This window comes from Quatrionicoccus australiensis (assembly GCF_020510525.1).
Taxonomy (GTDB): domain Bacteria; phylum Pseudomonadota; class Gammaproteobacteria; order Burkholderiales; family Rhodocyclaceae; genus Azonexus; species Azonexus australiensis_B.
In genome coordinates, this window is sequence record NZ_CP075188.1 from 3,162,842 (window position 1) to 3,189,235 (window position 26,394).

25 protein-coding genes and 1 pseudogene are annotated in these 26,394 nt (G+C 61.5%); 11 read left to right on the forward strand and 15 right to left on the reverse strand.

Going from position 1 to position 26,394, the window contains the following annotated elements; translation table 11 throughout:
• Positions 1-6: 6 nt before the first annotated feature.
• The 5 genes from mhpD to KI612_RS15125 are packed head-to-tail and all read right to left on the reverse strand — an operon-like array spanning position 7 to position 4,727.
• Positions 7-798 carry a 2-keto-4-pentenoate hydratase gene (mhpD, locus tag KI612_RS15105; RefSeq protein ID WP_226440892.1) on the reverse strand — a complete coding sequence of 264 codons (792 nt, stop codon included), beginning with the start codon at positions 796-798 and terminating at the stop codon, positions 7-9.
• Positions 798-1,931 (reverse strand): ABC transporter substrate-binding protein, encoded by a 1,134-nt coding sequence (locus tag KI612_RS15110; RefSeq protein ID WP_226440893.1) that lies wholly within the window; start codon positions 1,929-1,931, stop codon positions 798-800. The genes mhpD and KI612_RS15110 overlap by 1 nt, the downstream gene beginning before the upstream one ends.
• 32 nt (positions 1,932-1,963) lie before the next feature.
• Positions 1,964-2,515, reverse strand: coding sequence for a flavin reductase family protein (locus KI612_RS15115; RefSeq protein ID WP_226440894.1), 552 nt, complete (start codon positions 2,513-2,515; stop codon positions 1,964-1,966).
• 7 nt (positions 2,516-2,522) lie between these two features.
• Positions 2,523-3,737, reverse strand: a complete 1,215-nt coding sequence (locus KI612_RS15120; protein ID WP_226440895.1) for an acyl-CoA dehydrogenase family protein — start codon at positions 3,735-3,737, stop codon at positions 2,523-2,525.
• Positions 3,738-3,788: 51 nt separating this feature from the next.
• A complete protein-coding gene (locus KI612_RS15125) occupies positions 3,789-4,727 on the reverse strand; it encodes a 3-carboxyethylcatechol 2,3-dioxygenase (RefSeq protein WP_226440896.1) in 939 nt (312 codons plus the stop codon).
• A 291-nt stretch (positions 4,728-5,018) separates the two neighbouring features.
• Here KI612_RS15125 and KI612_RS15130 point away from each other — a divergent pair, with 291 nt between their 5' ends.
• Positions 5,019-5,870, forward strand: a complete 852-nt coding sequence (locus KI612_RS15130; protein ID WP_226440897.1) for a DNA-binding transcriptional regulator — start codon at positions 5,019-5,021, stop codon at positions 5,868-5,870.
• Here the strand turns inward: KI612_RS15130 and KI612_RS15135 are convergent.
• On the reverse strand, positions 5,860-6,546 hold the full coding sequence (locus tag KI612_RS15135) for a 2-phosphosulfolactate phosphatase (protein ID WP_226440898.1): 687 nt from the start codon (positions 6,544-6,546) through the stop codon (positions 5,860-5,862). The two genes, KI612_RS15130 and KI612_RS15135, sit on opposite strands and share 11 nt — an antisense overlap.
• 168 nt (positions 6,547-6,714) lie before the next feature.
• On the opposite strand from KI612_RS15135, the gene KI612_RS15140 reads away from it, so the two are divergent.
• The 3 genes from KI612_RS15140 to KI612_RS15150 all read left to right on the forward strand — a co-directional run bounded on the left by KI612_RS15140 (position 6,715) and on the right by KI612_RS15150 (position 8,767).
• Entirely contained in the window at positions 6,715-7,281 is a 567-nt protein-coding gene (locus tag KI612_RS15140; protein WP_226440899.1) for a rhodanese-like domain-containing protein, read from the forward strand.
• Positions 7,282-7,559: 278 nt separating this feature from the next.
• A complete protein-coding gene (locus KI612_RS15145; protein ID WP_226440900.1) occupies positions 7,560-8,126 on the forward strand; it encodes a hypothetical protein in 567 nt (188 codons plus the stop codon).
• Entirely contained in the window at positions 8,099-8,767 is a 669-nt protein-coding gene (locus KI612_RS15150; RefSeq protein WP_226440901.1) for a carbonic anhydrase, read from the forward strand. Before KI612_RS15145 ends, KI612_RS15150 begins: the two co-directional genes overlap by 28 nt.
• Before the next feature lie 28 nt (positions 8,768-8,795).
• On the opposite strand, the gene KI612_RS15155 is transcribed toward KI612_RS15150, so the two are convergent.
• Genes KI612_RS15155 through pedF form a run of 4 tightly spaced genes read right to left on the reverse strand, consistent with a single transcriptional unit; the run spans position 8,796 to position 11,527 of the window.
• On the reverse strand, positions 8,796-9,329 hold the full coding sequence (locus tag KI612_RS15155; RefSeq protein WP_226440902.1) for a cytochrome b: 534 nt from the start codon (positions 9,327-9,329) through the stop codon (positions 8,796-8,798).
• Positions 9,326-10,252 (reverse strand): beta-propeller fold lactonase family protein, encoded by a 927-nt coding sequence (locus tag KI612_RS15160; RefSeq protein WP_226440903.1) that lies wholly within the window; start codon positions 10,250-10,252, stop codon positions 9,326-9,328. Before KI612_RS15160 ends, KI612_RS15155 begins: the two co-directional genes overlap by 4 nt.
• Positions 10,253-10,260: 8 nt before the next feature.
• The gene (locus tag KI612_RS15165) at positions 10,261-11,109 is read right to left on the reverse strand and encodes a substrate-binding periplasmic protein (RefSeq protein WP_226440904.1); all 849 of its coding nucleotides are present in this window, start codon (positions 11,107-11,109) and stop codon (positions 10,261-10,263) included.
• Positions 11,099-11,527 carry a cytochrome c-550 PedF gene (pedF, locus tag KI612_RS15170; RefSeq protein ID WP_226440905.1) on the reverse strand — a complete coding sequence of 143 codons (429 nt, stop codon included), beginning with the start codon at positions 11,525-11,527 and terminating at the stop codon, positions 11,099-11,101. The genes KI612_RS15165 and pedF overlap by 11 nt, the downstream gene beginning before the upstream one ends.
• Before the next feature lie 234 nt (positions 11,528-11,761).
• Here pedF and KI612_RS15175 point away from each other — a divergent pair, with 234 nt between their 5' ends.
• On the forward strand, positions 11,762-13,774 hold the full coding sequence (locus KI612_RS15175; RefSeq protein ID WP_226440906.1) for a sigma-54-dependent Fis family transcriptional regulator: 2,013 nt from the start codon (positions 11,762-11,764) through the stop codon (positions 13,772-13,774).
• Between the two features lie 21 nt (positions 13,775-13,795).
• On the opposite strand, the gene KI612_RS15180 is transcribed toward KI612_RS15175, so the two are convergent.
• Both KI612_RS15180 and KI612_RS15185 read right to left on the reverse strand, forming a co-directional pair.
• A complete protein-coding gene (locus KI612_RS15180; RefSeq protein WP_226440907.1) occupies positions 13,796-14,296 on the reverse strand; it encodes a DUF302 domain-containing protein in 501 nt (166 codons plus the stop codon).
• Positions 14,286-16,430 carry a TonB-dependent receptor family protein gene (locus KI612_RS15185; protein WP_226440908.1) on the reverse strand — a complete coding sequence of 715 codons (2,145 nt, stop codon included), beginning with the start codon at positions 16,428-16,430 and terminating at the stop codon, positions 14,286-14,288. The genes KI612_RS15180 and KI612_RS15185 overlap by 11 nt, the downstream gene beginning before the upstream one ends.
• Before the next feature lie 256 nt (positions 16,431-16,686).
• Between KI612_RS15185 and KI612_RS15190 the strand changes: the two genes are divergently transcribed.
• From KI612_RS15190 to KI612_RS15210, 5 genes are all read left to right on the forward strand, one after another.
• Positions 16,687-17,139: a DUF3465 domain-containing protein gene (locus KI612_RS15190; protein ID WP_226440909.1), complete on the forward strand. Its 453-nt coding sequence runs from the start codon at positions 16,687-16,689 to the stop codon at positions 17,137-17,139.
• A 117-nt stretch (positions 17,140-17,256) separates the two neighbouring features.
• Positions 17,257-17,781 (forward strand): superoxide dismutase family protein, encoded by a 525-nt coding sequence (locus tag KI612_RS15195; RefSeq protein WP_226440910.1) that lies wholly within the window; start codon positions 17,257-17,259, stop codon positions 17,779-17,781.
• Positions 17,782-17,934: 153 nt separating this feature from the next.
• Positions 17,935-18,261: a thioredoxin family protein gene (locus KI612_RS15200; RefSeq protein ID WP_226440911.1), complete on the forward strand. Its 327-nt coding sequence runs from the start codon at positions 17,935-17,937 to the stop codon at positions 18,259-18,261.
• Positions 18,262-18,698: 437 nt separating this feature from the next.
• Positions 18,699-19,535 carry a PhnD/SsuA/transferrin family substrate-binding protein gene (locus KI612_RS15205; protein ID WP_226440912.1) on the forward strand — a complete coding sequence of 279 codons (837 nt, stop codon included), beginning with the start codon at positions 18,699-18,701 and terminating at the stop codon, positions 19,533-19,535.
• 20 nt (positions 19,536-19,555) lie between these two features.
• Complete coding sequence (locus tag KI612_RS15210; protein ID WP_226440913.1) at positions 19,556-21,907, forward strand: hybrid sensor histidine kinase/response regulator; 2,352 nt, start codon at positions 19,556-19,558, stop codon at positions 21,905-21,907.
• Positions 21,908-21,978: 71 nt separating this feature from the next.
• Here KI612_RS15210 and KI612_RS15215 read toward each other — a convergent pair.
• A pseudogene (locus KI612_RS15215) lies at positions 21,979-22,152 on the reverse strand (response regulator transcription factor); the annotation flags it as partial.
• Between the two features lie 67 nt (positions 22,153-22,219).
• Between KI612_RS15215 and KI612_RS15220 the strand changes: the two are divergent.
• Positions 22,220-23,257 (forward strand): IS630 family transposase, encoded by a 1,038-nt coding sequence (locus KI612_RS15220; RefSeq protein ID WP_226440294.1) that lies wholly within the window; start codon positions 22,220-22,222, stop codon positions 23,255-23,257.
• Positions 23,258-23,358: 101 nt separating this feature from the next.
• Here KI612_RS15220 and KI612_RS15225 read toward each other — a convergent pair whose 3' ends face one another.
• Both KI612_RS15225 and KI612_RS15230 read right to left on the reverse strand, forming a co-directional pair.
• A complete protein-coding gene (locus KI612_RS15225; protein WP_226440914.1) occupies positions 23,359-24,618 on the reverse strand; it encodes a VWA domain-containing protein in 1,260 nt (419 codons plus the stop codon).
• 227 nt (positions 24,619-24,845) lie between these two features.
• Positions 24,846-26,387, reverse strand: coding sequence for an AAA family ATPase (locus tag KI612_RS15230; protein ID WP_226440915.1), 1,542 nt, complete (start codon positions 26,385-26,387; stop codon positions 24,846-24,848).
• Positions 26,388-26,394 lie beyond the last annotated feature (7 nt).

Genomic DNA, 26,394 nt, shown 5'->3' on the forward strand with positions numbered 1-26,394 from the left:
GAAGGTTCAGGCGAACAGCGCGCTGACCGTGCCGAGGCCGGCGATGCGCACGTCGTAGCGGCTGGGCTCGCTGACGGCGACCATCGGCCCGAGGGCGCCGGTCAGGATGATGTCGCCGGCAAGCAACGGGCGACCGCAACGCACCATCACGTCGGCCAGCCAGATCGCTGCATTGAGCGGGCTGCCCAGGCAGGCGCGACCGTTGCCGCGCGAGACGATCTCGTCGCCGCGGCGCATTTCCATGGCGCAGTCGGTGATGTCGAAATCGCTCAATTTGCGCGGTTGACCGCCCAGCACGAACAGGCCGCTCGAGGCGTTGTCGGCCACCGTATCGACGAAGCGGATGTTCCACTTCTCGATGCGGCTATCGACGATCTCGATCGCCGGCACGGCGTATTCGGTAGCGCCGATCAGATCGGCGTAGGTATGGCGTTCGTGCGTCAGGTCACGGCCGATCACCAGCGCAATTTCGGCTTCGACCTTGGGCTGGATCAGGCGCGAAAGCGCCACCGGCTCGCCATCACCCACCGCCATGTCGGCAAACAGCATGCCGAAATCCGGTTGATCGACGCCGAGCTGCGCCTGCACGGCGAGCGAGGTCAGGCCGATCTTGCGGCCGACCAGACGGCGGCCTTCCGCCAGCCAGGCTTTGGTATTGACCTCCTGGACGGCGTAGGCGGCGTTTGCATCGGACAACTGCAGGCGCTCGCGCAAGGGCGCAATCGGCCGGCCGCTGACCGCCGCCCCTTTCAGCAGGGCGGCAGCGGCTTCCGTACTGAGCATTTGATCGGCGCCCATTACTTGACCAGTTTCCAGTGATTGTTCTCGACCTTGATCAGGACGATGGCAGCGGCGTCATAACCGGCGTGATCGGTCGCCGACATGCTGTACACGCCATTGGTACCGACCAGCTTGCTGCTCTTTTCGATACCGTCACGCAGCGCGGCGCGGAATTCCGGCGTACCCGGCTTGGTCTTGGCCTTGAGCGCGGCGTTGATGCCGTTCTGGGCGAGCAGCCAGGCATCCCACGAGGCGCCGGCGAAGGTCGAGCGCGAATCCGGGCCGTTCTTGGCTTCCAGCTCCTTGACGAAGGCGACGGCGTTCTTCTTGGCCGGATGGCTGTCCGGCAGTTGTTCGGCAACCAGCACCGGGCCGACCGGGATCAGCGCGCCTTCGACATTCTTGCCGCCGACGCGCAGGAATTCCTTGCTCGTCACGCCGTGCGACTGATAAATGCGGCCCTTGAAGCCGCGCTCGCGCAGCGTGATCTGCGGCATCGCGGCCGGCGTGCCGGAAGCGCCGACGAAGACGACATCGGGCTTGGCAGCGAGGACTTTCAGCACCTGCGCCTGGACGCTCGGATCGGCGCGACCGTAGCGCTCGCTGGCGACGATCTGCAGCTTGCCTTCGCTGGCCTTGGTCAGCGCCTTCAAAAGCAGTTCGCCCCAGGAATCGGAGAAGCCGATGAAGCCGACCGTCTTGGCGCCATTTTCCAGCATGTCGGCGACGATACGATTGACCATCAGGTCGGCCGACGGCTCGCTGCGGAAGATGTAGCCGCGCTTGTCGCCGGACACGTCGAGCGGCGCCACCGAAACCATCGGCGTTTTTTCGCCGTTGGCGACATCGGCGATAGCGACGGCGGTGCTGATCAGGTTGGGGCCGAGAATGGCGTCGACCTTGTCTTCGGAAATCAGCTTGCGCGCATTCTTGACGGCATTGGTCGGGTCGGTGCCGTCGTCGAGCAGGATGTAATTGACCTTCTCGCCGCCGACGCTGGCCGGAAACATCGCGACCGCCTTGCGCGTTTCGGCGCCGAGGGCAGCGGCCGGACCGGTCAACGAGGCGATGACGCCGATATTGATGTCGGCAAACGCCGGGGTGGCGGCCAGGGCGGCAATGCACAGGCTCAGGATCTTGTTCGGTTTCATTGTTATGTCTCCTCGATGGGGTAGCAAAATCGTTATTGCGGAATGCGGCGGAAGGCGCCGTTCAGGTAGATCAGCGCTTCGCCGTCGTTGCGCTCGCAGGTGGCGAGCACTTCGCAGAGAAAGGCGTGGTGGGTGCTTTCGTCGAACACCTTGATGACGCGGCAGTCGAAATTGGCCAGGCTGCCGTCCAGCGTCGGCGCGCCGGTTGCCAGCTCGCGCCAGCGGCCGTGCTCGAAGCGGGCCTCGCCATGGACTTCCTTGAGCATGCCGGCGAAAACCTTGGCGATCTCTTCCTGATCGCCGGCCAGCACATTGACGCAGAGCGCGCCGCTGTTCAGGATGACGTCGCTGGCAGCGACGTTCTTGTTGACGAAGACGACCAGCCGGGGAGGATCGGCGGTCACCGAGCAGACCGCGGTGGCAGTCAGGCCGGCGCGCGTCTCGCCGTCACGGGCGGTGATGATGGTGACGCCGACGGCAAAGTGGCGCATGCCGTAGCGGTGCTCTTCCGACGTGACCGGCGGCAAGGCAGCCAGCCGGGCGTTCGGCGTCCAGTCGAGCAGTTGGTTGATGTCCTGGCTCATGCCCGCCTCACTGGTACTGGGTGGTCGCGGCCGGCTTGGCGCCGAACGGATTGGGTTGCGGCAGCGGATTGCCGAGCAGGTGGCCGCCGAGCAGGTCGCCGATGTTGTCCTGGTTCTGCGTGATGTGATTGGCACCGACCAGGATGTCGCGCATCTGGCGCTGCATCGGGCAGTTCATCCAGACACCGCGGGTCGAGGTCTTCTTGAAAATCATGTGTGCCGCCTCGAAACACTCGCCGCCGGTGAACTGGTTGGTCGCAAAATGGCGGACCCGGATGTCGAGCGGCACCATCTGGCCCTTCGAAGCGAAAGTCCAGGCTTCCTCGGTGTTCTGGATGACGCGCGATGCGGCACCGATGATCTTGGCGTAGGCCTCGCCCAGCTTGCCCTTGATGAAGGGGTCGTTCACCGCGGCACCGACCGCCTGGTTGAGGTTCTGACGCGGCACCATGTGCTCGACGTAGAGATCGACCATGCCGCGCGCCATGCCGATGATGACCGACGACACCGCGGCGTAGAAGACGTAGAAGAAGGGCATCTTGTAGAGATTCTCGACGCCGCCGTGCGAATGCTCGTCGTAGGCGCCGATCGCGTGACTGCGGTAGTCAGGAACGAAGACGTCCTTGATGATCAGCTTCTTGGAACCGGTGCCGGCCAGGCCAACGACGAACCAGTCATCGACGATCGCGAAATCGCTGCGCTGCACCCAGAAGGAACGGAAGACCAGTTCACCGTTTTCCTCGACGCGGCCACCGACAAAGGCGCCGCCGGCAGCGTGGTCGCAGCCGCTGGAAGTCAGCCATTCGCCGTTCAGCTTGTAGCCGCCCTCGATCTTGGAAACCGTACCGAAGGGCGCGTAGGAAGAAGAAACGAGCTTGCTGTTGTCTTCGCCCCACAGTTCGTCACCGACGCTGGCCGGCAGCAGGCCCACTTCAAACGGATGCACGCCGAGCACCATGACGTTCCAGGCGCTGGACGGGCAACCGCGCGCCAGTTCCATGAGCACCTTGTTGAGCACGTTGGGGTTCATTTCGTAACCGCCCCAGCGCTTGGGCTGGAGGATCTTGAAGAAGCCGGCGTCCTTGAAGGCCTGGATGACTTCCTTGGAAACCATGCGGTTCTTTTCGCAATCGGCGGCCTGGGCGCGCAGCATGGGAATCATGTCGTGGGCGCGCTGGACGATTTCAGCTTCGCTCGGGATCAGGGTTTCGGTCATGTTCATGTGTTTACATCTCCAAAGGTGTGATGCATCGGTGTGGTGGCGAGCGACGGATCAGGCCTGCTCGGCGCTGAGCACGCCGTAGCCGGCAATCCATTCGTTGATCGGGCGGTAGTAGTCCTGGCGGGCGGTGTAGCTGCCGGCGGCGGCGAGCGCGGCGAAGGCGGCGACCCAGGTGCGGATTTCGTGGGTCGAACGACCGGCGGCGCGGGAAATCTCCTCAATGGAGAAATCGTCGATTTCGGCCAGTCGACCGTCCTGGAGCAGCTGCATGAAGGCCAGGTCCCAGTCGGCGTTGAGCGGCGTCAGCTCGCAGTCCGGCGTGCCGAAGATCTTGCCGGTGGCGATGGTGCGGGCCTGGCGGGCGGCGCGGAATTCCGGCGTCGGGTTGCGCCCGGCGATCAGGAAATTGGCAATTTCCTCCGGTGCACCGGCGAGCAGCGGCACCGGCGGTTCGTGCGATAGGCCGCCGGTGCCGAGGATCAGCACGCGCTTGTCGAGTTTGGCAATGAACTTGCCGACCGCTTCGCCGAGCTTGCGCACCCGGCGGTAAGGACCGAACGGCGGCGCCACCGAATTGATGATGATGGGAATCACCGGGTAGCGCGTCAGGCTGCCGGTCATTTCTTCCAGCGTCTGCGTACAGCCGTGGTCGACCTGCAGGCGGTGCGAGATGGCGATATCGACATCGCTGTCGAGAATGAACTTGGCCATTTCCAGGGCCAGATCCTTGTCGACCGACAGCGGTCCGAGCTGGGTCTGGTAATCGCCGACCGAGTCGGCCGCCGTGGCGATCACGAACGGCGGCATCAGATCGTAGAACAGGCCGTTGTAGTGATCCGGCGCGAAGACGACAATCAGCTCCGGGTCGAAGGCTTCGACTTCGGCGCGCGCCTTGGCGAGAATCTCATCAACCTCGCGGACGACATCGGCGCCGGGGTCGTTGAGGCCGCGTAACGGCGTGTGCGACAGGCATTTCAACTTGATGCTCATGCATGCTCCTTGCTGACTTCAGGCAAGCCGCTCCCGTCGGGAGGGCTTGCCTTCCCGCGTGTTACGGCCAGATTGTGGGTAGGGAAATAAGCTCGACCGGCAGAACTAGCGGTCTTGCGCCGGCGCCTGGCCGGTATCCATGTCGCGATTGATCATTCTTGTCTCCAGCTTGTTTTATTTGGTGAGGCCATTCTAGGGAGACGCAAGCGCCGAAGAAAATTTATCTCCGGATTGTGCACAATATGCACAACATTGTTTTTACAATGACTTTTATTTGAAAATGGAACAAAAATGCGACCATCAAGCGGTGCAAGCTATCGCCATGTCCAGGGTTTGAGCCGCGGCCTGGCCATTCTGCATGCGATCAACCTGTCGGCCGACGGCTGGGCCAGCATCGCCGAGCTGAGCGCCAAGACCGGCCTGCACCGCACCACCGTGCGCCGTCTGCTCGAAACCCTGCAGGCCGAAGGCTATGTCCGGCGCAGCGCCTCCGACGACAGCTACCGCCTGAACCAGAAGATCCGCCAGCTCAGCGACGGCTTTACCGACGACGAATGGATTTCCGAAATCGCCAACCCGGTGCTCGGCGAATTGCTGCAAAAAGTGGTCTGGCCTTCCGACCTGTGCACCCTCGACGGCGACAACATGCTGGTCCGTGAAACAACGCACCGCTTCAGCCCGCTCTCCTTCCACCGCGCGATGATCCGCCAGCGCATGCCCGTTCTATTCACCTCGGCCGGGCGCGCCTACCTCGCCTTCTGCGGCGAAGAGGAAAGGCGCGAAGTGCTGCATCTGCTGGTCGCCGGCAATGACGAACAGGCCAATTTCGCGCGCAACCGCGTGCTCGTCGAACAATTGCTGGAAAAAGTCCGCCGCCAGGGCTACGCCGCCAACGAAGGCGAATGGGGGCAGCAGAGCAAGATCGCGGCGATCGCCATGCCGGTCCGCCACAAGGGGCAAGTGCTGGCCAGCATCAACGTGGTCTTTCTGAAAAAGGCGATGCCGGTGACCGAAGCCGCCGCGCGCTATCTCGAACCGCTGACCGCAGCGGTCCGCAAAATCGAAAGTCGGCTGGAAGAGCGCGACACCGGGAAAATCGTGCTGCCCGAGCCACTGCCGGGCGCCAGAAACATCAGCGAATGACCAGATGCTCGCCGTCGTGCAGCACCGGCATGGCAAAGTCGAAACGATCGACCTCGGCGCAGAGATCGAGATCGGCCAGCGGCAGGTTGGGCCAGGTACCGGCCGTGAAGCGACGGCCGAAATCAGAGTTGCGCACCCGCTCGGCAAAAACGTCAGTTTCCACCGGTTGACCGCACAACAAGGCCTCGATGTAGTCAGCGCAGGCGATGTCCTCGTCACCATCGCGATCCACCCATTCGCCGGTGATCACGAAACAGACCTCCTCCGCCCCGGCGGCGCGGATCGCCTCCGCCGTCGCCCGCGCACAAACCAGGCTCGCCGCGTAGAGCCGGCGTGCCTGGCGGTAACGCTGCAGGCCGCGCACGCCAGCCGCCGTACTCATCACCACCGGCTGGCCGCGCAGATCGACCGGCAACAGGGCCGCTGGCGAATTGCCGAAATCGAAACCGGGCACCGGGTCGCCGCCGCCAACCGCACCCACCGAGCGCGCCCCGGCGATGCGTCCGGCCAGCACCTGTGCCGCAGCAACGCCCTCGACCGGATAGATCGCCGCCGCCCCGTTGGCCAGCGCCACCGCCGCCGTCGTGAACGAGCGCAGCACGTCGATGACGACCACCGTGTCAGCGACGTCAGCCTGGTTTTGCAAGCGGTTCAGGAAAATCCGGGAAAATTTCATGGTCGACCGATAGACGCTGAGATGCAAAGTCTCAGCATACCGTCAGGCCCGGCGCGAGGGAAAGCCCTCCCGGGCACGCGCCGGTTTGCTGCCACCAGTATTGCCAATTTAGAATATTCACGACCGCTTATGTGGCGGCACTTATACCTATAACTGGAGGAGCAACCAATGATCAAGAAACTACTCGCCGCCGCGGCGATTCTCGCCGTCTCGACCGGCGTCATGGCACAGGAAAAGGAGCTGCTGCGCATCATCGGCGAAGACAAGCAGTTCGTCGTGCAAACCAGGAACGGCCCCTTCGTCATCACCCGCACGATGACGCCCTGCGCCAAGAACAAGGGCTGGCTGCAGCCGCTGATTCCGGTGCCCGGCGTGCATCCGGTCACCGAAATCGAAATGTTGCATGCCATGAACGACAAGGATGCACTGATCGTCGACATGCGCGAGCCGGACGACCGCATCAAGGGCACCATCCCCAACTCCTACCACATTCCCTACACCCTGGTTTCCGGCCGCATGGACGAACTCGGCTGCAGCAAGGCCGGCGGCAAGTGGGACTGCAGCAAGGCCAAGAAGGTCTACGCCTTCTGCAACGGCCCGGTCTGCCCGCAAAGCCCGACCGCAATCAACGCCATGGTGCGTGACGGCTTCCCGGTCGACAAGATTTACTACTACCGCGGCGGCATGCTGGACTGGGATGCGCTCGGTTTCCCCATCGTCAAGGACGAATTCTGATCTGACCCTCAACAGATCGGCAAAAAGCGGCTACGGCCGCTTTTTTTGTGCCTTCTTTTCCGGGAGTGATACGCCGCCACGCCGGGGCAAGGACCGCCAGGCTGCCGTCCGGCAACTTGCCATGCATTAGCCAGACTTAAGCATCACATCAAAAAGCATTGCCCCACGCCCCTTGCTGCCTGGGTAGACTGGCCTTGTCTCCTCCTCCTCTCCTTCGGAGTGAGTTTAGCCCGCCGCGTGCGGGCTTCTTTTTGCTTCATGGTTGCACAACATTGCATTTGAACGATTTGGCCGCGCCACAAGGAGCGGCATGGCAGCGCAGTTTCATCGCTTTCGCCGGCGCCGGCATCCGGCATCCCTCCGAGCTGATGCGTGTCAGCGATGACGAGGCCGCCAGCCTGCTTGCGCGCCTGGCCGGGCTGGCCTGGCAAGCGCCGTTGACCGATCTGGGTCGCTATACGATCTGCCAGGCAACGACCGGCTACAGCAGCGCGCTGTTCCGGGACGAGCGCATCGTCGGTTTCTATCACGGCTCGTATTTGTGGATCGCCGCCCGGCAGCGCGGCGCCGGCTTGTCGATTCCGCTGATCCTGGCGGCGGCGCAACAACGCGGCGGTGGCTGCCTGCCGCCCGGCGTCGTGCAGCAGGGTTACAGCCGGGCCGGTCTGGCTGCCCACCGTGCGGCGCACCACAGCGCCATCAAGTCGGCGCAGGCGCAAGGTCTGGCCGTGCCGCCGGCAGTCCTGGCCGAGCTTTCCACCCGGCCGCCTGGCAGAAACAGTCCATTTCTACCGCAACCATCACAGGAACTTGGCACATGCAAAAAATCATCGACGGCTTTCTGAACTTCCAGCAGAACGTCTTTCCCGAACACAGCGAACTCTTCCAGCGCCTGGCCACAGCGCAGAGTCCAAGTGCCCTGTTCGTCACCTGCTCGGACAGCCGGGTCGTGCCCGAACTGCTCACCCAGCAGGACCCGGGCGATCTTTTCGTGATCCGCAACGCCGGCAACATCGTGCCCAGCTACGGGCCGGAACCGGGCGGCGTCTCCGCCTCGGTCGAATACGCGGTGGCCGTGCTCAAGGTCAGCGACATCGTCATCTGCGGCCACTCCGATTGCGGCGCGATGGGCGCCATCGCCACTGGCCAGTGCCTGACTCACCTGCCGGCCGTGGCGCACTGGCTGCGCTACGCCGATTCGGCCAGGGTCGTGATCAACGCCCGCCAGCACGCGACGCCGCAGGCGCGCATGGATGCACTGGTGCGCGAAAACGTCATCGCCCAGCTCGCCAACATCCGCACCCACCCGGCCGTCGCGCTGGCGCTCGAGCAAGGCCGGCTCAACCTGCACGGCTGGGTGTACGACATCGCCAGCGGCTCGATCGACGCCCTCGACGGCAACAGCCGCCGTTTCGTCCCGCTCGCCGCCAATCCGCAGACCTGCGCCCTGGAAACCAAGGGCAAAAGCGCCCCCTGGGCGCCCTGAACCCACTGCTCCAAAGCGGAGCAATTGTTCAGTTTTTGAACAGTCGACCGGGCAACATGCGTTGCAGCGTGCCGTCACGCAACCAGGCATGCTTGAGTGCACCGGCGACATGCAGCGCGATCAGCCCGCCGCCGCCCCAGACAACGGCAAAATGCAGCAGCTTGAAGGCGCCGTTCAGGCCCTCGTCCGGCCAGCCGGCTTTGGCCAGCTCGATGCCGAAGAACTTGATGGCGTAAGGCGTGAATGACGAGGCCAGGTAACCGGCCAGCGGCGCGACGAACATGAACAGGTAGAGCCCGTGGTGTACCGCCGTCGCCAGCTGCTCCTCCCAGCCATTGCCGAGCGCGGCCGGCGGCCGGTGCGTACGCCGCCAGGCAAGGCGCACGACGACCAGCAGCCAGGCGAGCAGGCCGAGCGACTTGTGCAGGCTGTAGGCCGCGCTGCGCTCCGCCCCCTTGGGCAGTTCGGTCATGCTCAGACCGAGCCAGAGCAGCCAGACGATGAGCCCGGCCATCAGCCAGTGGAGCAGCATCGCCGGCCAGGTATAACGCTTGGTATTCATTGAATGGCCACTCCCCAGGGCAGTTCGCCGACTTCAATATCGGCCAGTTTTTTCAGGTTGACCGCATCGATTACGGTGACGCTGCCGGAACGCCCGTTGGCGACGTAGAGCTTGCTGCCATCCGGCGTGATCGCCATGTTCCAGGGGCGTTTGCCGACCTCGATCGTGGCCAGCACGGCATGGCTGGCAACGTCGATCGCCATCACGCTCGGGTCGCGTCCGTTCGAGACGAAAACGCGCTTGCCCAACGGGTCGACCGCAATCCCGTTGGGAAACTGGCCGGCCGTGATTTCAGCCAGCACGCTACGCCGGGCGACATCGATCACATAGACCTTGCCGGCCAGTTCGCTGGCCACGTAGGCGCGGCTGCCATCGGGCAGGAAACCGATGCCGCGCGGCCGTTTACCGACCGGAATGCTGCCCACCTGCTTCTGCTTGGCAACGTCGATCACATCGACCTGCTCGGCCTCTTCGGCACTGACGTAAAGCCAGCGCCCGTCCGGGCTGAACACCGTGTGCTCGGGGTTTTTGCCGGCCACCTTGATGCGCGCCAGTTCCTTGCCCTGCGGTGCCGAAAGCAGCACGACGGCGTTGTCGTCCTCGACCGCGACCGCCAGCCGCCGGCCATCCGCCGACAGGCTGACGCCTTCCGGCGAGGCACCGACCGGCACGCTCTTGAGCAGCTTGCCGCTGGCCAGATCGACAATCAGCAAACTGGCCGTTGTCGCGTCGGTCAGGTAAAGATGCTCCTTGCCGGCCGCAATGCCGCGCGGCCGCTGGCCGACGACGATGTCGGCGAGGCGGGCATCAGTCGTCGTATCGATGACGCTGACGCTGGCCGACTTCTCGTTCGGCACATAGGCAAGCGGTCCGGCCAGGGCGAGACTGGAACAGGCGAGCAACAAGAGGGCAGAAAGGCGCATGTTCATTCTCAGACCGGCTGGTAGGAAATGCCGTGGCGGCGGAAGATGGCGGCGACCGTGCCGTCCGCCTTCAACTCGCCGAGCGCCTGCGCGATGGCCTCGGCCAGTTCGCGCTCTTCCGCCTTGACGGCCATGCCGAGCGGCCAGCCATCAACCTTCAATTCGGCGAATTTCGGCAGGTCGACCGCGACGCGATCCTCCGGACGCAAGGCCGCTTCCAGCTCGGCACGCGTTGCGAGCACCGCCGACACCTGACCGCTGCGCAAGGCCGCGGCGGCTTCGCCAACGGTGCGGAAATGCACGACGTTCTCGCGCAGGCGACCGTTCAGCGCGCTCAACAGGAAGGAGTCGGCGAGCGATGCCGTTTCGACGGCGATCTTCTCGCGCGTGAAGATTTCCAGCGCCACCGCCGCCGAGCCGGCCAGGGCCGGGACACGCTGCGGGTTGCGCGCCAGGGCCAGGCTTTCGCGGTGATAGGCGCCGAAGATGCGTACCTTGTCGTTGGCGCGGGCGAGGTATTCGTCCACCGGCACATGCATCATCACGTCGGCCGGCTGGGTACCAAGGTAATGCCCCTTCCAGACCATGTTGCGCAGGTCGTCGTTCATGTCTTCGTCGGCGTTGTAGCCGACCACTTCGGCGCTCAGGCCGAGCTTGCCGGCAATGGCGCGCGCCAGATCGGCATCGATGCCCTTGCCGCCGGCCATGGCGTAAGGCGGGAAATCGTTATAGACGGCAACACGCAGGCGGCCGCGCTGGCGGATCGCGGCCAGGCCGTCACCGGCAACCGCCGGCAGGACGGCGGCGAAGGGCAGCAGGGCAAGGCCCTGCAGCAGGCGGCGGCGATTATTCTTCATGGACGGATTCCAGCCAGGTGCGGATCGCCCACATCGCTTCCTGGCTCAGCGTGCCTTCGAACGGCGGCATGTAAACCCGGCCATCGCGCACCGAGCCCTTGCGGATGCGCTGCAGGAAGATTTCGTCGCCTTCATCGCCCTGCGGCAGGTAGCGCAGGTCGGGCGCGATGCCGCCGGAGACGGCGCCAAGGCCGTGGCAGCGGGCACAATTCTGGTTGAAGGCGGAATCTCCGATGCGCGTTGCGGTCTTATCCTTGCGGTACGGGTTGGCCGGCAGGAAATCGGCGCCGAGATTCTTCAGGCCGGTGGTGTCGACCGCCTGCGGCACGACGTCGCCGTGGGCGAAGACCTGGGCTGCGGCAGTACCGAGAATGAGCGCGGCGGCAAGCGCGGCGAGGTGGCGGGCGGAATGTTTCACATTGTCTCCTTGGTTAGGTTCGGGTTGCAGCTTTTGTGCAGCACGTTCTGCAAGCCCTGTGCCAGGCCGCCCGTGAAGTCATGAATGCAAGTAAACACGGCAGATCGGGGTGTATTGGCATACCATTTGCTGAGAGTTGCACAGCAGTGCTCGATACATTGCTTAGAAAAAGTGCAGGTGTTACTTTTTGCAACAACACAAAAATAAAAATCGTCCGACCAAACCGGAGGAGAGATGGAGACTTTTCAATTGCTGGCCGAGACACACGGTCAGCGCCTGCAACAGGCACGTCAGCTGTTTTTCGACCAGGATCGTCGCCCCGACGGCCTGCTCGACCCGATGATCGTGCGTTCCTGGGAACGCTGCCGCCGCTTCGGCCTTGGCGACGCGAGCTATCGCCCGCCCGGCGAGTCGCTCGACCGCATTGCGCTGAAGACCGAGCAGGACCGCAACCGTTACCTGCTGCTGCAGGGCCGGCCGATCATGGAGCACGTCTACGAGCAGATCCGCGAATCGGGCAGCATGGTCATCCTGGCTGACGCCAACGGCCTGCTCCTTGAAACCGTCGGCGATGCCGATTTCGTCAGCCGCGCCGACCGCGTCGCGCTGCTTGCCGGCGCTTCGTGGGATGAAAACCTGCGCGGCACCAATGCGATCGGCACCGCACTCTCGGAAGAAAGCGCCGTTTCCGTCTTCGGCGGCGAGCACTTCCTCGAACACAACAGCTTCCTGACCTGCTGCGCCAGCCCGATCTTCGGGCCGGACGGCCGGCTGATCGGCGTCCTCGACATTTCCGGCGACTACCGCAGCCAGCAGCGCCACACGCTCGGTCTGGTCCGGCTGTCCTCGGCCATCGTCGAAAAGCGCCTGTTCGAGTCGGTGCACGCCCGCGACATCCTGGTCTGCTTCCACAGCCGCGCCGACTTCCTCGGCAGCCCGAAGGAAGGCCTCGCGGCCGTCTCGCCGGACGGCCAGGTACTGGCCATCAACCGCAACGGCACCGAACTGCTCGGCATTCGCCAGGTCGATGCGGTCAACCGCGATTTTTCCATGGTTTTCGAAAGCAGCCTGGCCGGGCTGGTCGACCGCCTGCGGCATCAGCCACAGGGCACGATCGAAATTCGGGCGAACGGGCGCAGCCTGCATGTCCAGTTGCGCGGCCAGTTGCCGCCGATGGCCGTGGCCGGTCGCGTCTTCGACGAAGCGCCGCTGCAGCGCCCGGCGCCCCGCCGGCCGGATGCTGCCGAACCGGCCAAGGCGGCCACTCCGGCCAAGCCGCCGCTGACCCTGGATACGCTGAACACCGGCGACCTGCGCCTGCAGGCGGCGATCGACCGCGCCCGGCGCATCCTCGGGCGCGACATCCCGATCCTGATCCAGGGCGAATCCGGAGCCGGCAAGGAGATGTTCGCCAAGGCCTTCCACAACAGCGGGCCGCGCGCCGACGCACCGTTCGTCGCGCTCAACTGCGCCTCGATTCCGGAAACCCTGATCGAGTCGGAACTCTTCGGCTATCAGGGCGGCGCCTTCACCGGCGCGCGCAAGGAAGGCGCGCCGGGCAAGATCCTGCAGGCGCACGGTGGCACCCTCTTCCTCGATGAAATCGGCGACATGCCGCTCAACCTGCAGGCGCGGCTGTTGCGCGTGCTGCAGGAGCGCTGCGTGACGCCGCTCGGCAGCACGCGGGCCATCCAGGTCGACATCTCGCTGGTCTGCGCGACGCACCGCAAGCTGCGCGAGGAAGTGGCGCGCGGCGGCTTCCGCGAGGATCTCTACTACCGCCTGAACGGCATGTCGGTGACCCTGCCTTCGCTGCGCGAACGCACCGACATCCGCAGCATGGTCGCCAAGCTGGCCGCCGCCGAAGCCGGCCCGCGCGAGACGCCGGTGCGTTTCTCGGAAGGCGCAATGCAGGCAATCGAGGCCTATGCCTGGCCGGGCAACATCCGCCAGTTGTTCAACGCGATCCGCGTCGCCATCGCGCTGCTCGACGAGGGCGAAACGCTGATCACCGAAACGCATCTGCCGGAGGAGCTGTTCGAAGCCCCGATCGGCATGGCGCCGGCGGCCAGCGTGAAAGCCGCGCATGACCCGTGGGCGGCGGCGCCGCTCGACGGCAATCTCGAAGAAATGGGCCGCCAGGTCGCGCTGCGCACGCTCGAAGCCGCCGGTGGCAACATCTCGGCGGCGGCGCGCCAGCTCGGCATCAGTCGCAACACGCTGTACCGCAAGCTGGGCCGCATGTAGAAAAACCGGCGGGCGCGACGTTTACCGTCCGCCCGCCGCGCCACTGCGGCGCTTGAGCGTGGCGCCGACCTGATCGGCCAATTTGTGCAGCAGACGCGCGGCAGCGCGATGCCCGGCGGTCGACGGTCCGGGAACACGAAAAACCAGCATCGCCCGCCCCGGCTGTCCGACTTTTTCATAAATCGCCAGCGACAACGGACAAAAAGCAATCTGCGCCGGGTCCTCTTCCAGCATCTGCCAGGCCAGCACGCTGCTGCAAAACTGCACGATCTCGGCCTCGGCGAACGGGCTGCCGCTCTTGCCCAGCGTCGTCGCCGTGCGTTGCAGCATGCGGTTGAAGGGAATCACCGCCGCGACGACCAGGCCTTCCGCCTCGATGCTTTCGACCAGCACTTCATGCACCGTCGCGAAATCGGCCGGCGGCAAAATGCGCTTTTCCAGCGCGTCGACCGCCTGGGCCGGTACCGTAACAGCTGCCGCCAGAATCAGGCTGCAGCCCAGCCGGATCAGCCTAGAACGCATAGCGGGCACTCACCCCGGCCAGCCAGTTGCGGCCCGGCGCCGCTTCGTAATAGCGCTGGCTGCTGTCGCCGACGATCACCGAACCGACGTACTGGCGGTCGAAGATGTTGTTGAGGCGGGCAAAGGTCGAGACCTTGAGCGGCCCGAAAGTGCGTTCAATACCGGCGCGCAGATTGGCGATGGCGTAGGCCGGCGCCGCCGTGTCACTGTTGGTGTCCTCGACATAAACCTTGCTGCGCGCGATGCCTTCGATGGCGGCATGGAAGCCGCTCGCCGCATGCTTCCAGGCCAGCTCGCCGTACAGCGTCTGCGCCGCGACGCCGGGCAGGCGGTTGCCGGCGCTGACGTTCTTGGTGACCGCCGGCGTACCGCTCTGGAAGGTAAACGCCTCGTCGTAACGCGCGTCCAGCCAGGTATAGGCGAGACGGCTGCTCAAATTGCCCGTCCAGCGACTGTCGACCGCCAGCTCGAGGCCCTGGCGCGTGGTCGGGCCGGCATTCTGGTAGGCGGTGCGGCCGCCAGTGCTGGAGAGGACGACCAGCTCGTTGTCGGTCTTGACCTGGAACAGCGCCAGGTCGAGGCGGCTGTTGCCGAGCATGGCCTTGAGACCGGTCTCGAAATGCGTGCTGTTCGACGGTTTGAGGCCAAGGTTCAAGGAACCGCCACCACTTGAGTAGAACATCTCGTTGAAGGTCGGCGCTTCGAAACCGCGCGCCGCGCTGGCGTAGAGATTGACCGTGTCGCTCAGGCGATAGAGCGCGGCCAGGGTCGGCGTCGTCTTGTCGTAGCTGACCGAACCGCTGTCGTCGCCGTTGCTCAAATAGCTGTCGCTGACCTTGAAGGCGAGGTGGCTGTGACGCACACCGCCACTGAAAGTCCAGTTCTCGCCCTGCCATTCGGCCTGCACATACTGGTCGAAACTGGCGACGCGATCCTCTTCCTTGCGGCGCAACGTACCCTTGACGCCGCAAACGTTGGCGACGCAGTTGGCCGGTGCGCCGGTGCCGATGTAGTTGTTGTAGCCGCGCCGGTCGTCGGTCGATTGCTCGTAGTCGGTGCCGACCGTGGTCGTCAGGCGGCCACCGGCGACGTCGAAGCGGCCGATCCAGCGTGCCGACATGCCGCCGAAGGTCCGGTCGAAATCGATCACGCCGCCCGAGTGCGCCGGGTTGGACTGGGCACCGACCGGAATCGACTGATATTGGATGGTCGACCGCTGGCCGGCATAAACCGAAAGCTGCAGCGTGTGCTCACCGAAACGGTGCTCGTAATTGAGGCCGCCCTGCGCGTGGTCGATGCTCTTGCGCGTATCGAAGGCGAGCGCCGGGGAGTAGCCGCGCGTCGCATCCCAGGCCGTGCCTTTCGGATTGCTCTTGTATTCGCCCCACTGCACGCCCTGCGGGTCGTCCGCCGTCTGGTGGAAACTGCTCGCGATGAAGGTCAGCTTGCCGTCCTGGCTTGGCCGGAAAGTCAGCTTGACCAGGCTCTGCTCGCGCTCGGCCGAGCTGTGCTCGCGGTAGCCGTCGGTCGCGAAGCGCGAGGTGTCGAGCACGTAGCCGATGCCGCCGACCTCGCCCTGGGCGCTGACATCGGCCTTCCAGGTGCCGTAGCTGCCGGCGGAAAAGCTCGTTTCGATGCTCGGCGCGCCCTTGCCATCCGGCGTGAACAACTGGATGACGCCGCCGGCATGGTTGCCGTAGATCGCCGAGAGCGGCCCGCGCATGACTTCGATGCGCTCGGCGCGGTCGAGGTTGAAGGTTGCCGCCTGGCCCTGGCCGTCCGGCATCGACGCCGGGATGCCGTCGGCGACGAGGCGGATGCCGCGCACGCCGAAGGCCGAACGGGCGCCGAAACCGCGCGAGGAAATCTGCAGATCCTGCGCGTAGTTCTGGCGGTTCTGCACATTGATCCCGGGCACCCCGGCCAGCGCCTCGGAAACATTGACCCGCGCCTGGTCGGCGCCGATTTTGCCGGCATCGACAACGTCGACCGCCGCCGGCAGATCGAAACTGCTGTGCTCGACCCGGCTGCCTGTGACCACCACCGAATCGAGCGTCAGCTCGGCATCGGCGATGGCGTAACAGGGAAAGGCGGCAGCCAGGAGAAGAACGAGGCGTTTGGGCACAGGGTTCATGATGTTTCGCTCGGTGAAATCGTCAGCAGCCCGGCATCGCATCCGGACAGGCGCGACCCATGCCGCCCCCGGAAGCAATTGTCAGCGCAGACAAAAAACCGGGCCTCCGGGCTTTCGCGAAAGAGGACTAGCGAAAATCATGAGATCGCGCGAAAAAAGGCGGCACCCGTCAGCCAAAAAAATCCACTCGACATAAAACGCAGCGCTACGTATGCTCCGCCACCGCATATTTCGACCTATCACGCCAAGCGACGCCATGAAAAAACTCATCCTGATCGCCGTCATCCTGTTTGCCGGCTACTCCTACTTCACCAAGCCACATGGCCAATTGCCATATGCCGCCTCCGCCAGCACGCAAAGCCAGGCAGTTGGTCACACCGATGACGAAATCGCCAGCGCCTTTGCCGGCCGCAGAAGCAATGTACAGGTCTCCGGCCAGGGCGTGGTTGCCAGATTGCTGCCCGACGACAACAGCGGCAGCCGGCATCAGAAATTCATTCTCCGTCTGGCCGGCGGCCAGACACTGCTGGTCGCACACAACATCGACATCGCGCCGCGCGTCAGCGGCCTGAGCGAGGGCGAGCAGATCGAATTCAACGGGGTTTACGAGTGGAACGAGAAAGGCGGCGTGCTGCACTGGACACACCGCGATCCGAATGGAAGGCACACCGCCGGCTGGCTGAAGCACCGCGGCCAGACCTACCAGTAAGCTCAAGCGATCAGCATTTTTTTGCTGCACAGGGGGAACGTTTCCGCGCCATCCCTGTCATCCCATATGAATTTTCCTGCCGCATCCGTGGACGGGAACTCATATCGGGAGACAAGCATGAAATCTCGCAACAAGTTGGTCCTGGGCACGCTGGCGGCTGCTGTGCTGGCAGGTTGTTCCAGCATGGAGATGGCGACGCCACCGGCTGCAGTCGCTGCGCTGGAAGCGAAGTCAGGCAGCACGGTTAGCGGCAAGGTCAGCTTTTTCGGCATGACCAACGGGGTCCGGGTCGAGGCGCAGGTCAGCGGCCTGACGCCGGGCGAGCACGGCTTTCATGTGCATGAGGCCGGCGACTGTTCGGCGCCTGATGCGAGCAGCGCCAAGGGCCATTTCAACCCGGCGGCGACGGCGCACGGCAGTCATGCCGCGGCCGAACATCACGGTGGCGACATGCCCAACCTGGTCGCCAATGCCCAGGGCGAGGCCAGCTATCGTGTCGAGCTGAAGGGCGTCGCCCTCGGCGGCCCGAACGGCATCGTCGGGCGCAGCGTGGTGGTGCATGCCGACCCGGACGACTACAAGTCGCAACCGGCCGGCAACTCCGGCAAGCGCATTGCCTGCGGCCGGATCACCGGACGCTGAGACAGGACGGGCGGATCCGGCAGCGGCCGCCCCGCTCCCATTGGCTGGCGCCAGGCTGAATTTGCCGTCTTTTTAGCGGTCGACCGTTCCAGCCAGCCGATTTTGCGGCAATCTTGCCGCCGGCCGCCTCTGCTCAACCCATGGAAAGATTCGATGCATCCCACCCCCGACTACAACCCGCAAGCCCCCGAACGCAGTGAGATCGATGCCCTGCCCGGCCCGACCCTGCTCGAATTCGGCGCCAACTGGTGCGGCCACTGCCAGGCTGCGCAGGCACCGCTGCATGCAGCACTGGCCGGATACGCCGCCCTGCGCCACCTGAAAATCGAAGACGGCCCGGGGCGCGCCCTCGGCCGCTCCTTCCGCGTCAAATTGTGGCCGACGCTGGTCTTTCTGCAGGACGGCCGGGAAGTTGCCCGCCTGGTTCGGCCAACCGCAGAGGCGCCGATCGTCGAAGGACTGGCCAGTCTGCACGCCTGAGAGGCTGTTCACGATCTTCCGAAAGTCATGAAGCCGGGCTGCAGCTTTATTTGATACGCCAGTAAAACCCCTCCCGACCTCCCCTTGACAGGGGAGGAGCACCCCAAATCGCGCATGGACAAACTCCCTCCCCTGACAAGGGGAGGGCTGGGGATAAGCAGAGACTTAGCCGCCGTAGTTTGGCGGCTTAGTCGGTTGCTTAGTAGTTTCATCAGGGGTTTGAATGACAAGCGAAAAATCATGAACAGCTTCTTAGCATTTTTGCCTTTTCCGGACGGTCGACCGCTGCGCAAGGGCAAATTCCGGATCGCCAGCGTGCCGCACCGCCAGTGACGCAACAAAAGCCGATCAGCCGATGAAAAGGGCTATTTCGAGGTAGCGCACTCCCCGGCTTTGTTCCAATATAAGGAAAAGGTAAAAAACAATCAGGGGGAGCCATGTTCAATCGACGCCGTTTTCTCGAATGTTCGCTGACCATTGCCGCGCTGGGCTGCCAGCTGCCGGCATTCGCCGCCGGCAAGGCCCTGCGTCTGGGCACCCTGCCCGTCGTCTCGACGCGCACTGCCTACGAAATGTACCGGCCGCTGCTGGAGTTTCTTGAAAGGAACCTGGCGCTGCCGGCCACCCAGCTCGAAACGCCGCCCAATTTCAAGACCATGTACCAGCGGATCCAGGAAAACGGCTTTGACCTCCTGATCAGTCCGCCGCACATTGCCCGCCTGGCCCAGAAACGTCTGGGCTGGCAGCCGCTGGTGATGTTCCAGCCGGAGCATCAGGCTGTCCTGCTTGTCAGGGAAGATAACGGCCCGACCAGTATCGAGGCATTGCGTGGCGGCACCATCGCCGTGCTCGACAACAGCGCTCTGGTCGCGATGATCATAATGGAAGCCCTGGCCCAAAAGGGCCTGCTGATGAGCCGGGATTTCAAGGTCATCGAAACGCGCAGCTATGAAAGCAGCCAGATTGCCGTCAAGCAGGGCGTGGCGCAGGCCATGGTCTTCCGCAGCCAGGGTTTCATCGACCCGAATGTGCGCGACAACTTCCGTGTCTTGTTCGACGCCGGGGTACTGCCCGGCTACGTGATGATTGCCGCGCCCGCGACGAGCAAGGCGCAAGTTCAGAAGTTGCGGACGCAACTCCTCGCCTTTGGCAAGACGGAAGCTGCCCGGCCATTCATGGAAAAACTCGGCTACGACTCGATCAGCGGGGCAAGCGAAGAAGCCATGCGCCGCCTCGACCCCTACCTCGAAGCCACCGAAGCCAGACTCAAATAAACCCATCCGGCACCAGCAGCATGTGGAAACTCTCCCTGCGCACGAAGTTGATCCTGGGCGCGGTGCTCATCCAGAGCGCCGTGTTCACGCTGGTCGTCTTCAACGCCAGCCGGATTGCCCAGAACATCCTCAAGGAACAGGTCAGGGTTCGGGTCGAGAGCATCCAGCCGCTGCTCAACGCAGCCATTGCCGGTCCGCTCGCCCAGCATGACTATGCGACACTGAACGGCATCCTGCTCGACCTGCGCGCCGCGCATGCCGTCGAGCACATCAAGGTTGCCGACCTCGACGGCATCATCGTCGGCAAGACTGGCGAAGCCAAGGCCGACGAACGCTACCGGCTCGATGGCGGTCTCGATGAGTCCGGACTGGACGGACATGTCGAAACCGAGATGCCGCTGACGATCAATGAGCAGGCAGTCGGCAAGCTCACGTTCGGCGTTTCGATCGGTTTCCTGCAGGCGGCGCGGGCATCCCTGGCCAGCCAGAACGGCTTGATCGCCCTGGCCGGACTTGTCGTTGCCAGTATCCTGTTGGCGCTGTACAGCTGGTGGCTGACCCGCGACCTGGTTCGCCTGCGCCTGGCTGCCGAACGCATAGGCCGCGGCGAGTACGGCATCGAAACGGGTATCGCGTCCGTCGAACATGATGAAATCTCCCTGCTGGCGCAATCCTTCGACCTGATGAGTCGGCAGATCCGGGACAGCCACGCCGGGCTGTTCCGGGAAATCGAGGAGCGCAAACGGGCGGAACTGCTGTTGCGCGAGAGCGAGCAGCATTTCCGCACCCTCGCCGACGGCGGCTCGACGCTGATCTGGACCTCCGGCCTGGACAAGCTGTGCAACTATTTCAACCAGCCCTGGCTGCGCTTCACCGGCCGGACGCTGGAGCAGGAGCTTGGCAACGGCTGGACGGAAGGCCTGCATCCCGACGATTTCGCACATTGTCTGGACGTGTACGTGACTTCCTTCGAGCAGCAACAGCCGTTCAGCATGGAATACCGGATACGCCATGCCGATGGCCGCTATCGCTGGATCCGCGATGACGGCAATCCGCGTTACGACAGTGACGGACGCTTCATCGGCTATATCGGCTATTGCGTCGACATCACCGCGCAGAAGGCGAATGCCGCTGAACTCGAGAAACACCGGCACCATCTCGAAGCCCTGGTCGAGGAACGTACCTCGGCCCTGGTCATCGCCAAGGACGCCGCAGAAGCGGCAAACCGCGCCAAGGGAACCTTCCTGGCCAACATGAGCCACGAACTGCGCACGCCGATGAACGCCATCATGGGCATGACCGAGTTGCTGCTGCGGCGGATTACCGACCCCCGGCAGGTCGACCAGCTGGGCAAGCTGAAGCAGGCCTCGGCGCATCTGCTTTCGGTGATCAATGACATCCTCGACATCTCGAAGATCGAAGCCGAGCACCTCAAACTGGAAGAAACCCGCTTCCGCTTCGGCAGCGTCCTCGAGAACCTGGGCAGCATGCTCGGCCACAAGGCCGAAGAAAAAGGCCTCGTCCTTGCCATCGACCTGCCCCCGGCGATTGCCGCCCTGCCCCTGATTGGCGATCCGCTGCGTCTGGGCCAGGTACTGCTCAATCTGGTCGGCAATGCCGTCAAATTCACGAGCGAAGGCACGATCAGCCTGGGCATCAGCAAACAGGCGGAGACGCCCGAAACCGTGCTGTTGCGTTGCGCGGTGCAGGACACCGGGGTCGGCATCTCGGCGGCGGACCAGAAGCGCCTGTTCACCGCCTTCGAGCAGGGCGACGCATCGATGACCCGCAAATACGGCGGCACCGGCCTCGGGCTGGCCATCTGCAAGCGCCTGATCGAAAGCATGGGCGGCGAAATCGGCCTCGAAAGCACGGTCGGCGTGGGCAGCACCTTCTGGTTTACCGTGCTCCTGAAAAAGGCAAGCGACGGCAGCGCGCCCGCAGCATCCGGCCTTGAACCAAGCGCTGCAGCCAGACTCCGGCAACACCATGCCGGGGCGCGCATCCTGCTGGTCGAGGATGAGCCGATCAACCAGGAGGTATCACGCGAATTGCTCGAAGATGCCGGACTGCAGGTCGAACTGGCCGAAGACGGCAGCGTGGCGGTCAAGCTGGCAGAAGAGAAGCCCTACGACCTGATCCTGATGGACATGCAGATGCCGACAATGAACGGAGTCGATGCCACCCGCCTGATCCGCCGCCTGCCCGGCCACACCGGCACCCCCATCCTGGCGATGACAGCCAATGCCTTCGACGAGGACAGGCAGGTCTGCCTGGCAGCCGGCATGAACGACCATATCGGCAAGCCGGTCGACCCGGAAAAACTCTATGAAACCTTGCTGCACTGGCTGAGCACGCCGCCAGCCACGTAGAAATCACCTGTTTTCAGCGGTCGACCGCTGAAAACCAGCACTTTTCCCGCTGCTCTCCCGACCCGCCCGACTCAGGCCTCAAGCAGCCCGTTGCGCAGGGCAACCAGCGTCAGTTCGCTGGCGTTGCTGACATTGAGCTTCTGCTTGATGTGATAGAGATGCGTGCCGACCGTGCTCGGCCTGAGGCAGAAACTCGCCGCCACGTCATTCACCGAGAGCCCTTCGGCGAGTTTCAGGAAGACGGCGTCAGAAAGACTACTCCTGTCATATTAACCTGGCAAATAGATAGGGCGTTTATGTTATGATATTTGCATGGATAAAGAAGATGCCCGCAAGCTCAGGCCAGAGCAACAAAAGGAGAAGCGCAAGATAGCGCTTCGCATGCGAATGAACGGACGCGAATTTGCCGAGATTGGATTAGCGGTCGGAGTACATTCCCGTACGGTCCAATATTGGTGGTCGCGCTACCAGGCAGAAGGCCTCAAGTCGGCGGTAGAAGGCGGCAAAAGAGGCACGGAGATTGGTGAGCGACGCACACTCAGCGTGGAACAGGAGTGGGCAGTGCAGCAGTTGATCAGCGAGAAAATGCCTGACCAACTCAAGCTTTCCTTCGCGCTCTGGACACGGGCAGCAGTTCAGGAGTTGATCCATCGTCGTTTCAAGATCGACATGCCGATTCGGACGGTCGGTGAGTATCTCAAGCGCTGGGGTTTTACACCGCAGAAGCCGTTGAAGCGGGCCTATGAGCAGAAACCTGAATTGGTGGAGGCTTGGCTCAAGGAGAGTTACCCACGCATCGCCCGGCGCGCCAAGGACGAAGGGGCGGAGATTCACTGGGGTGACGAAACGGGCATCCGTAGCGATTGCCAACATGGCCGGAGCTATGCGCCAGCGGGAAAAACACCTGTTCAAAGGGTGCCCGGCAGCCGGTTTGCCACGAACATGATCTCCACGGTCACCAACCAGGGGAAAGTGCGCTTCATGCTCTATCGGGAAACGATGACGGCCACTGTCCTGATTCGATTCCTTGCACGCCTGGTTCGTGATGCTGGACGCAAAGTGTTTTTGATTCTCGACAACCTGCGAGTGCATCACAGCAACAAGGTTCGGGACTGGTTGGAAAAACATACCGAGCACATTGAGTTGTTCTTCTTGCCCGCCTACGCCCCGGAACTCAATCCGGACGAGTATCTGAATTGCGACCTGAAGGCCTTGGTTCATGGCGGAAAGCCTGCCAGGAATCGGGATGAACTGGAATCAAAGGTGCGAGGTGCAATGATGAAAATACAGAATCGCCCAAAACGGGTTATGTCCTATTTTAGACACCGAAAAATCCAATATGCCGCGTAATGAACCTATTGGATTGCCGGGTTAATAAAACTGGCGGATGACCAATGCGTGCAATTCGGCCAAAGCAGACATCAAGACAATCTGAAAATTGTGACGGCTATCTAATGATTAGCTGGCGCTTGTACATTCAGATTTCGTTCGAAACAAACAATTTCATGAATTTGACTGCTGCTCGGTTCAAATACCCATTCGTTGTCAAAAAGGTCTCTCAGACGTTGTGTCATGTAGCAATTTCCCACAACTAATGAGTGAAATCTGTTGCCAGCAAGGCGTTGTTTTTTTATACGGGTAAGCAGGTTATCTGATAGGCCAGACATAATAAAATCCGACACAACAAGCAGATCAGCATTTTTGTATGCATCAACTTCCATGGTATCCAAGGCATGCACAATCGCAGGGGCAACATCAGTACCACCATGAAATGACATCTTTAGAAAACCCAGTAGAGCTTCCATACCGGGTTTGGCACTCAAATCCAGTGTGTAGATACTGGTTGAAAAAGTGATCAAGTAACAAGGGCGCTTTTGATCACTAGCCTTTGCTGCAAGGTAAAGAGCGACAGCCTTGGCAACTGTTTCCGGCATGCCATTCATTGATCCACTAGTGTCAATGCAAATGACCATCGGTCCTTGCATTTCGGCTTGCTTAACTGCTCGCTCTTCTTCCGTTTCCTCATGTCTGTGAATGCTCTGAATCCCTTGCATGTCGAAGCACATTAAGCGGGATTCAACAAACTTTAGATCGAATAATATGGAGGTGTCCGGGTCAGCAAGAAGTGCCAGTTCTGCCGGTAATAAATTTTCAAGATCTCGCCCAAGCCTGATACCGACAATCTCCTCCCTTGAATTGATATCAGGCAGGGTGGCTTTGACGGGGGCTACCGAAGTGATACGTTCTATTGATTCCGATAGTTCGATTTGCCTCATTTTTCCTAGGAGCTCGCAAAGTGCTCGGACACCTTTATCTTCCGCGAGGTATTTGGCCCAACGCTCGAATTGCTGAATATCCTGTGCGGTCAAGTTTCCTCTGGAAAGATCAAGCAAAATCCCTGTGTCTAGGCCTAGGTCGCTAAGCCGCTCCTTTAGCGTCTGCAGTAAATCCAATAGTCGGCTTATTTCCGTCAAGAGTGCCGCACGGCGTGCGGCGATTTCTCGCAGCTCCCATTCTGAACGAGCTTGATCCAGTCGTTTCTGCCATTCAGTACCCAATAGCCGGGCGCTAATGGCGATGTCGCCAGCACCCTTTGTAGCTGTCGTAGTTTCTGGTGAGCTCGATTTGAATTGATTTCGCCAGAATGATTCGTTAGCAGGATGGCCAGTTTCCTTGCAGAAAGCAACGTAATGATCCGTTGCCTTGCTCAACTCAACTTCGGAAATCGGGGGCCTTTCTAGGCGTTCTTTCCACTGAAGAAAGGATCGTTCTTGCGATAAGAATGGAGTGTCCTTAGCTAGAACGGTATTCGTTTCTAATTCCCATCTCCTGATGAGATCATCGACGTGATTACGGAAGGCTGGAGCGCAATCGAGTAGCGATGAGTAAGACGATTGGACTTCAGTGCTGATAATTTCTGATGCAGCGGAAACAGGGCTTACCGACATAGTTCTTCAAGCCGCTCGCAATCCTTGATACGAACCTTCAGGCGTTCAATCTGTTCTGAGATACCAGAAATGGCTAGGTTTGTCTTTTCTGCTGGTACAAAAAGCGATGCGAGCTTTGATTCCATCTCAGAAAAGCGTTTCGTTACTATTTTCAACGCTGATTGAAGCTGGGATTTGATGTCCGATACGGAACTGGACAGCGAAGATATGAGGCGTTCGTTGATGCCGTCCTTTTTGTCTCCTTTGTGATATAGGACATCAGGTTTGTACTTCATTGCTTCATTTATTCGCGTATAGCGGACACTGCAGACGCCTTGTCCATCAAATTCGCAATCTACATCCCGAAATTCATTGCCGTGCTGATCTAGCGGCTTAAATTTTCCCCCAGACTTCAATTTCTCATATGGAATGTATATTTGCTTCCCTTGGTTGTAGTAGTTCCAGTCGCGGAAATTTGGTGTGACTTTGAAAAAGTCTTTACCCCGAAGGCTTTCTGTTTTGTACACGTCAGAAGAGTGAAATAGCTCTTTGTTTATTTCGTTATCCAATTCGTCTTTTTTTCGGTCTAGCTCCGCTAAGCTGATGTCAACACCTATCCCCGATTGCTTCACCGCATCCGCGACAAGTTGATTCACCTTTTGGTAATTATTTTCGTGCGTCCACAGGCAGTGTTGTAACAGTAGCGCGTCGCTATGGTTGGTTTCGATCCGTCCGTTGAAGAAGGCCGCAGCCTTCATCAACATCGCAGCGCGCTGCCAGCGTCTATCAGATACGTAAACCGCAGTCGATGGCTCTAGTTCAGCCAATTTTTCTCGAATCAAATGGATAATTGTCAGAGTTTCAGTCGATAGTCTGACTAGGTGAATTTGCTGTTGCCATGCACTCCATTCGTCAGGGGTGACGCGAATGTTTTCGGGAACTTTGGCATCAGACGAACTGGGCTCGCTATTTATCAGCGTCTCAAAATGATGAACTTCGGCGATGGGTAAAACCATCTGACGCACGATGAAACGATCATATAGCGCCTCAAGTCCTTGGTTCGTTTCCGGTGTTTCATTTGACGCTGCAAGCAATGCCTTGAGCGGTACAGACTCGATCGTTTCACCATTCTTGAATGTTCGCTCGTTGAGCAGCGTCAAAAGAGTATTCAGAATTGCGGGACTGGATTTCCAAATCTCATCCAGGAAGGCAAAGTCTGCTTTTGGTAGATAGGAATCTGTCTTCCGGACATAGCGATCCTCCTTGAGCGCACTGATCGAGACTGGGCCGAATACTTCCTCCGGCGTACTGAATCGATTCATCAAATACTCAAAGTAGGTCGGTTTTTGAAATGCACATGCAATGCGCCGGGAGATCAGGCTCTTCGCAGTTCCTGGCGGACCATACAGAAAAGTGTTTTGACCACAGAGGGCAGCCAGAAGCGAAACAGCAATTACTTCTTCTCGTTCGTACATACCTGCACTGATCGCCTTGATCAGATGGTCAATCCGATTTTTTAAGGCAGTTGCATCCGTTAGTTTGTTGTTTTTCATATGGTTT

Bases quoted from the DNA above. Each gene is read 5' to 3' on its own strand.
- mhpD (WP_226440892.1), bottom strand. From the start codon at position 798: ATGGGCGCCGATCAAATGCTCAGTACGGAAGCCGCTGCCGCCCTGCTG.
- KI612_RS15110 (WP_226440893.1), bottom strand. From the start codon at position 1,931: ATGAAACCGAACAAGATCCTGAGCCTGTGCATTGCCGCCCTGGCCGCC.
- KI612_RS15115 (WP_226440894.1), bottom strand. From the start codon at position 2,515: ATGAGCCAGGACATCAACCAACTGCTCGACTGGACGCCGAACGCCCGG.
- KI612_RS15120 (WP_226440895.1), bottom strand. From the start codon at position 3,737: ATGAACATGACCGAAACCCTGATCCCGAGCGAAGCTGAAATCGTCCAG.
- KI612_RS15125 (WP_226440896.1), bottom strand. From the start codon at position 4,727: ATGAGCATCAAGTTGAAATGCCTGTCGCACACGCCGTTACGCGGCCTC.
- KI612_RS15130 (WP_226440897.1), top strand. From the start codon at position 5,019: ATGCGACCATCAAGCGGTGCAAGCTATCGCCATGTCCAGGGTTTGAGC.
- KI612_RS15135 (WP_226440898.1), bottom strand. From the start codon at position 6,546: ATGAAATTTTCCCGGATTTTCCTGAACCGCTTGCAAAACCAGGCTGAC.
- KI612_RS15140 (WP_226440899.1), top strand. From the start codon at position 6,715: ATGATCAAGAAACTACTCGCCGCCGCGGCGATTCTCGCCGTCTCGACC.
- KI612_RS15150 (WP_226440901.1), top strand. From the start codon at position 8,099: ATGCAAAAAATCATCGACGGCTTTCTGAACTTCCAGCAGAACGTCTTT.
- KI612_RS15155 (WP_226440902.1), bottom strand. From the start codon at position 9,329: ATGAATACCAAGCGTTATACCTGGCCGGCGATGCTGCTCCACTGGCTG.
- KI612_RS15160 (WP_226440903.1), bottom strand. From the start codon at position 10,252: ATGCGCCTTTCTGCCCTCTTGTTGCTCGCCTGTTCCAGTCTCGCCCTG.
- KI612_RS15165 (WP_226440904.1), bottom strand. From the start codon at position 11,109: ATGAAGAATAATCGCCGCCGCCTGCTGCAGGGCCTTGCCCTGCTGCCC.
- KI612_RS15175 (WP_226440906.1), top strand. From the start codon at position 11,762: ATGGAGACTTTTCAATTGCTGGCCGAGACACACGGTCAGCGCCTGCAA.
- KI612_RS15180 (WP_226440907.1), bottom strand. From the start codon at position 14,296: ATGCGTTCTAGGCTGATCCGGCTGGGCTGCAGCCTGATTCTGGCGGCA.
- KI612_RS15185 (WP_226440908.1), bottom strand. From the start codon at position 16,430: ATGAACCCTGTGCCCAAACGCCTCGTTCTTCTCCTGGCTGCCGCCTTT.
- KI612_RS15190 (WP_226440909.1), top strand. From the start codon at position 16,687: ATGAAAAAACTCATCCTGATCGCCGTCATCCTGTTTGCCGGCTACTCC.
- KI612_RS15195 (WP_226440910.1), top strand. From the start codon at position 17,257: ATGAAATCTCGCAACAAGTTGGTCCTGGGCACGCTGGCGGCTGCTGTG.
- KI612_RS15200 (WP_226440911.1), top strand. From the start codon at position 17,935: ATGCATCCCACCCCCGACTACAACCCGCAAGCCCCCGAACGCAGTGAG.
- KI612_RS15205 (WP_226440912.1), top strand. From the start codon at position 18,699: ATGTTCAATCGACGCCGTTTTCTCGAATGTTCGCTGACCATTGCCGCG.
- KI612_RS15210 (WP_226440913.1), top strand. From the start codon at position 19,556: ATGTGGAAACTCTCCCTGCGCACGAAGTTGATCCTGGGCGCGGTGCTC.
- KI612_RS15220 (WP_226440294.1), top strand. From the start codon at position 22,220: ATGGATAAAGAAGATGCCCGCAAGCTCAGGCCAGAGCAACAAAAGGAG.
- KI612_RS15230 (WP_226440915.1), bottom strand. From the start codon at position 26,387: ATGAAAAACAACAAACTAACGGATGCAACTGCCTTAAAAAATCGGATT.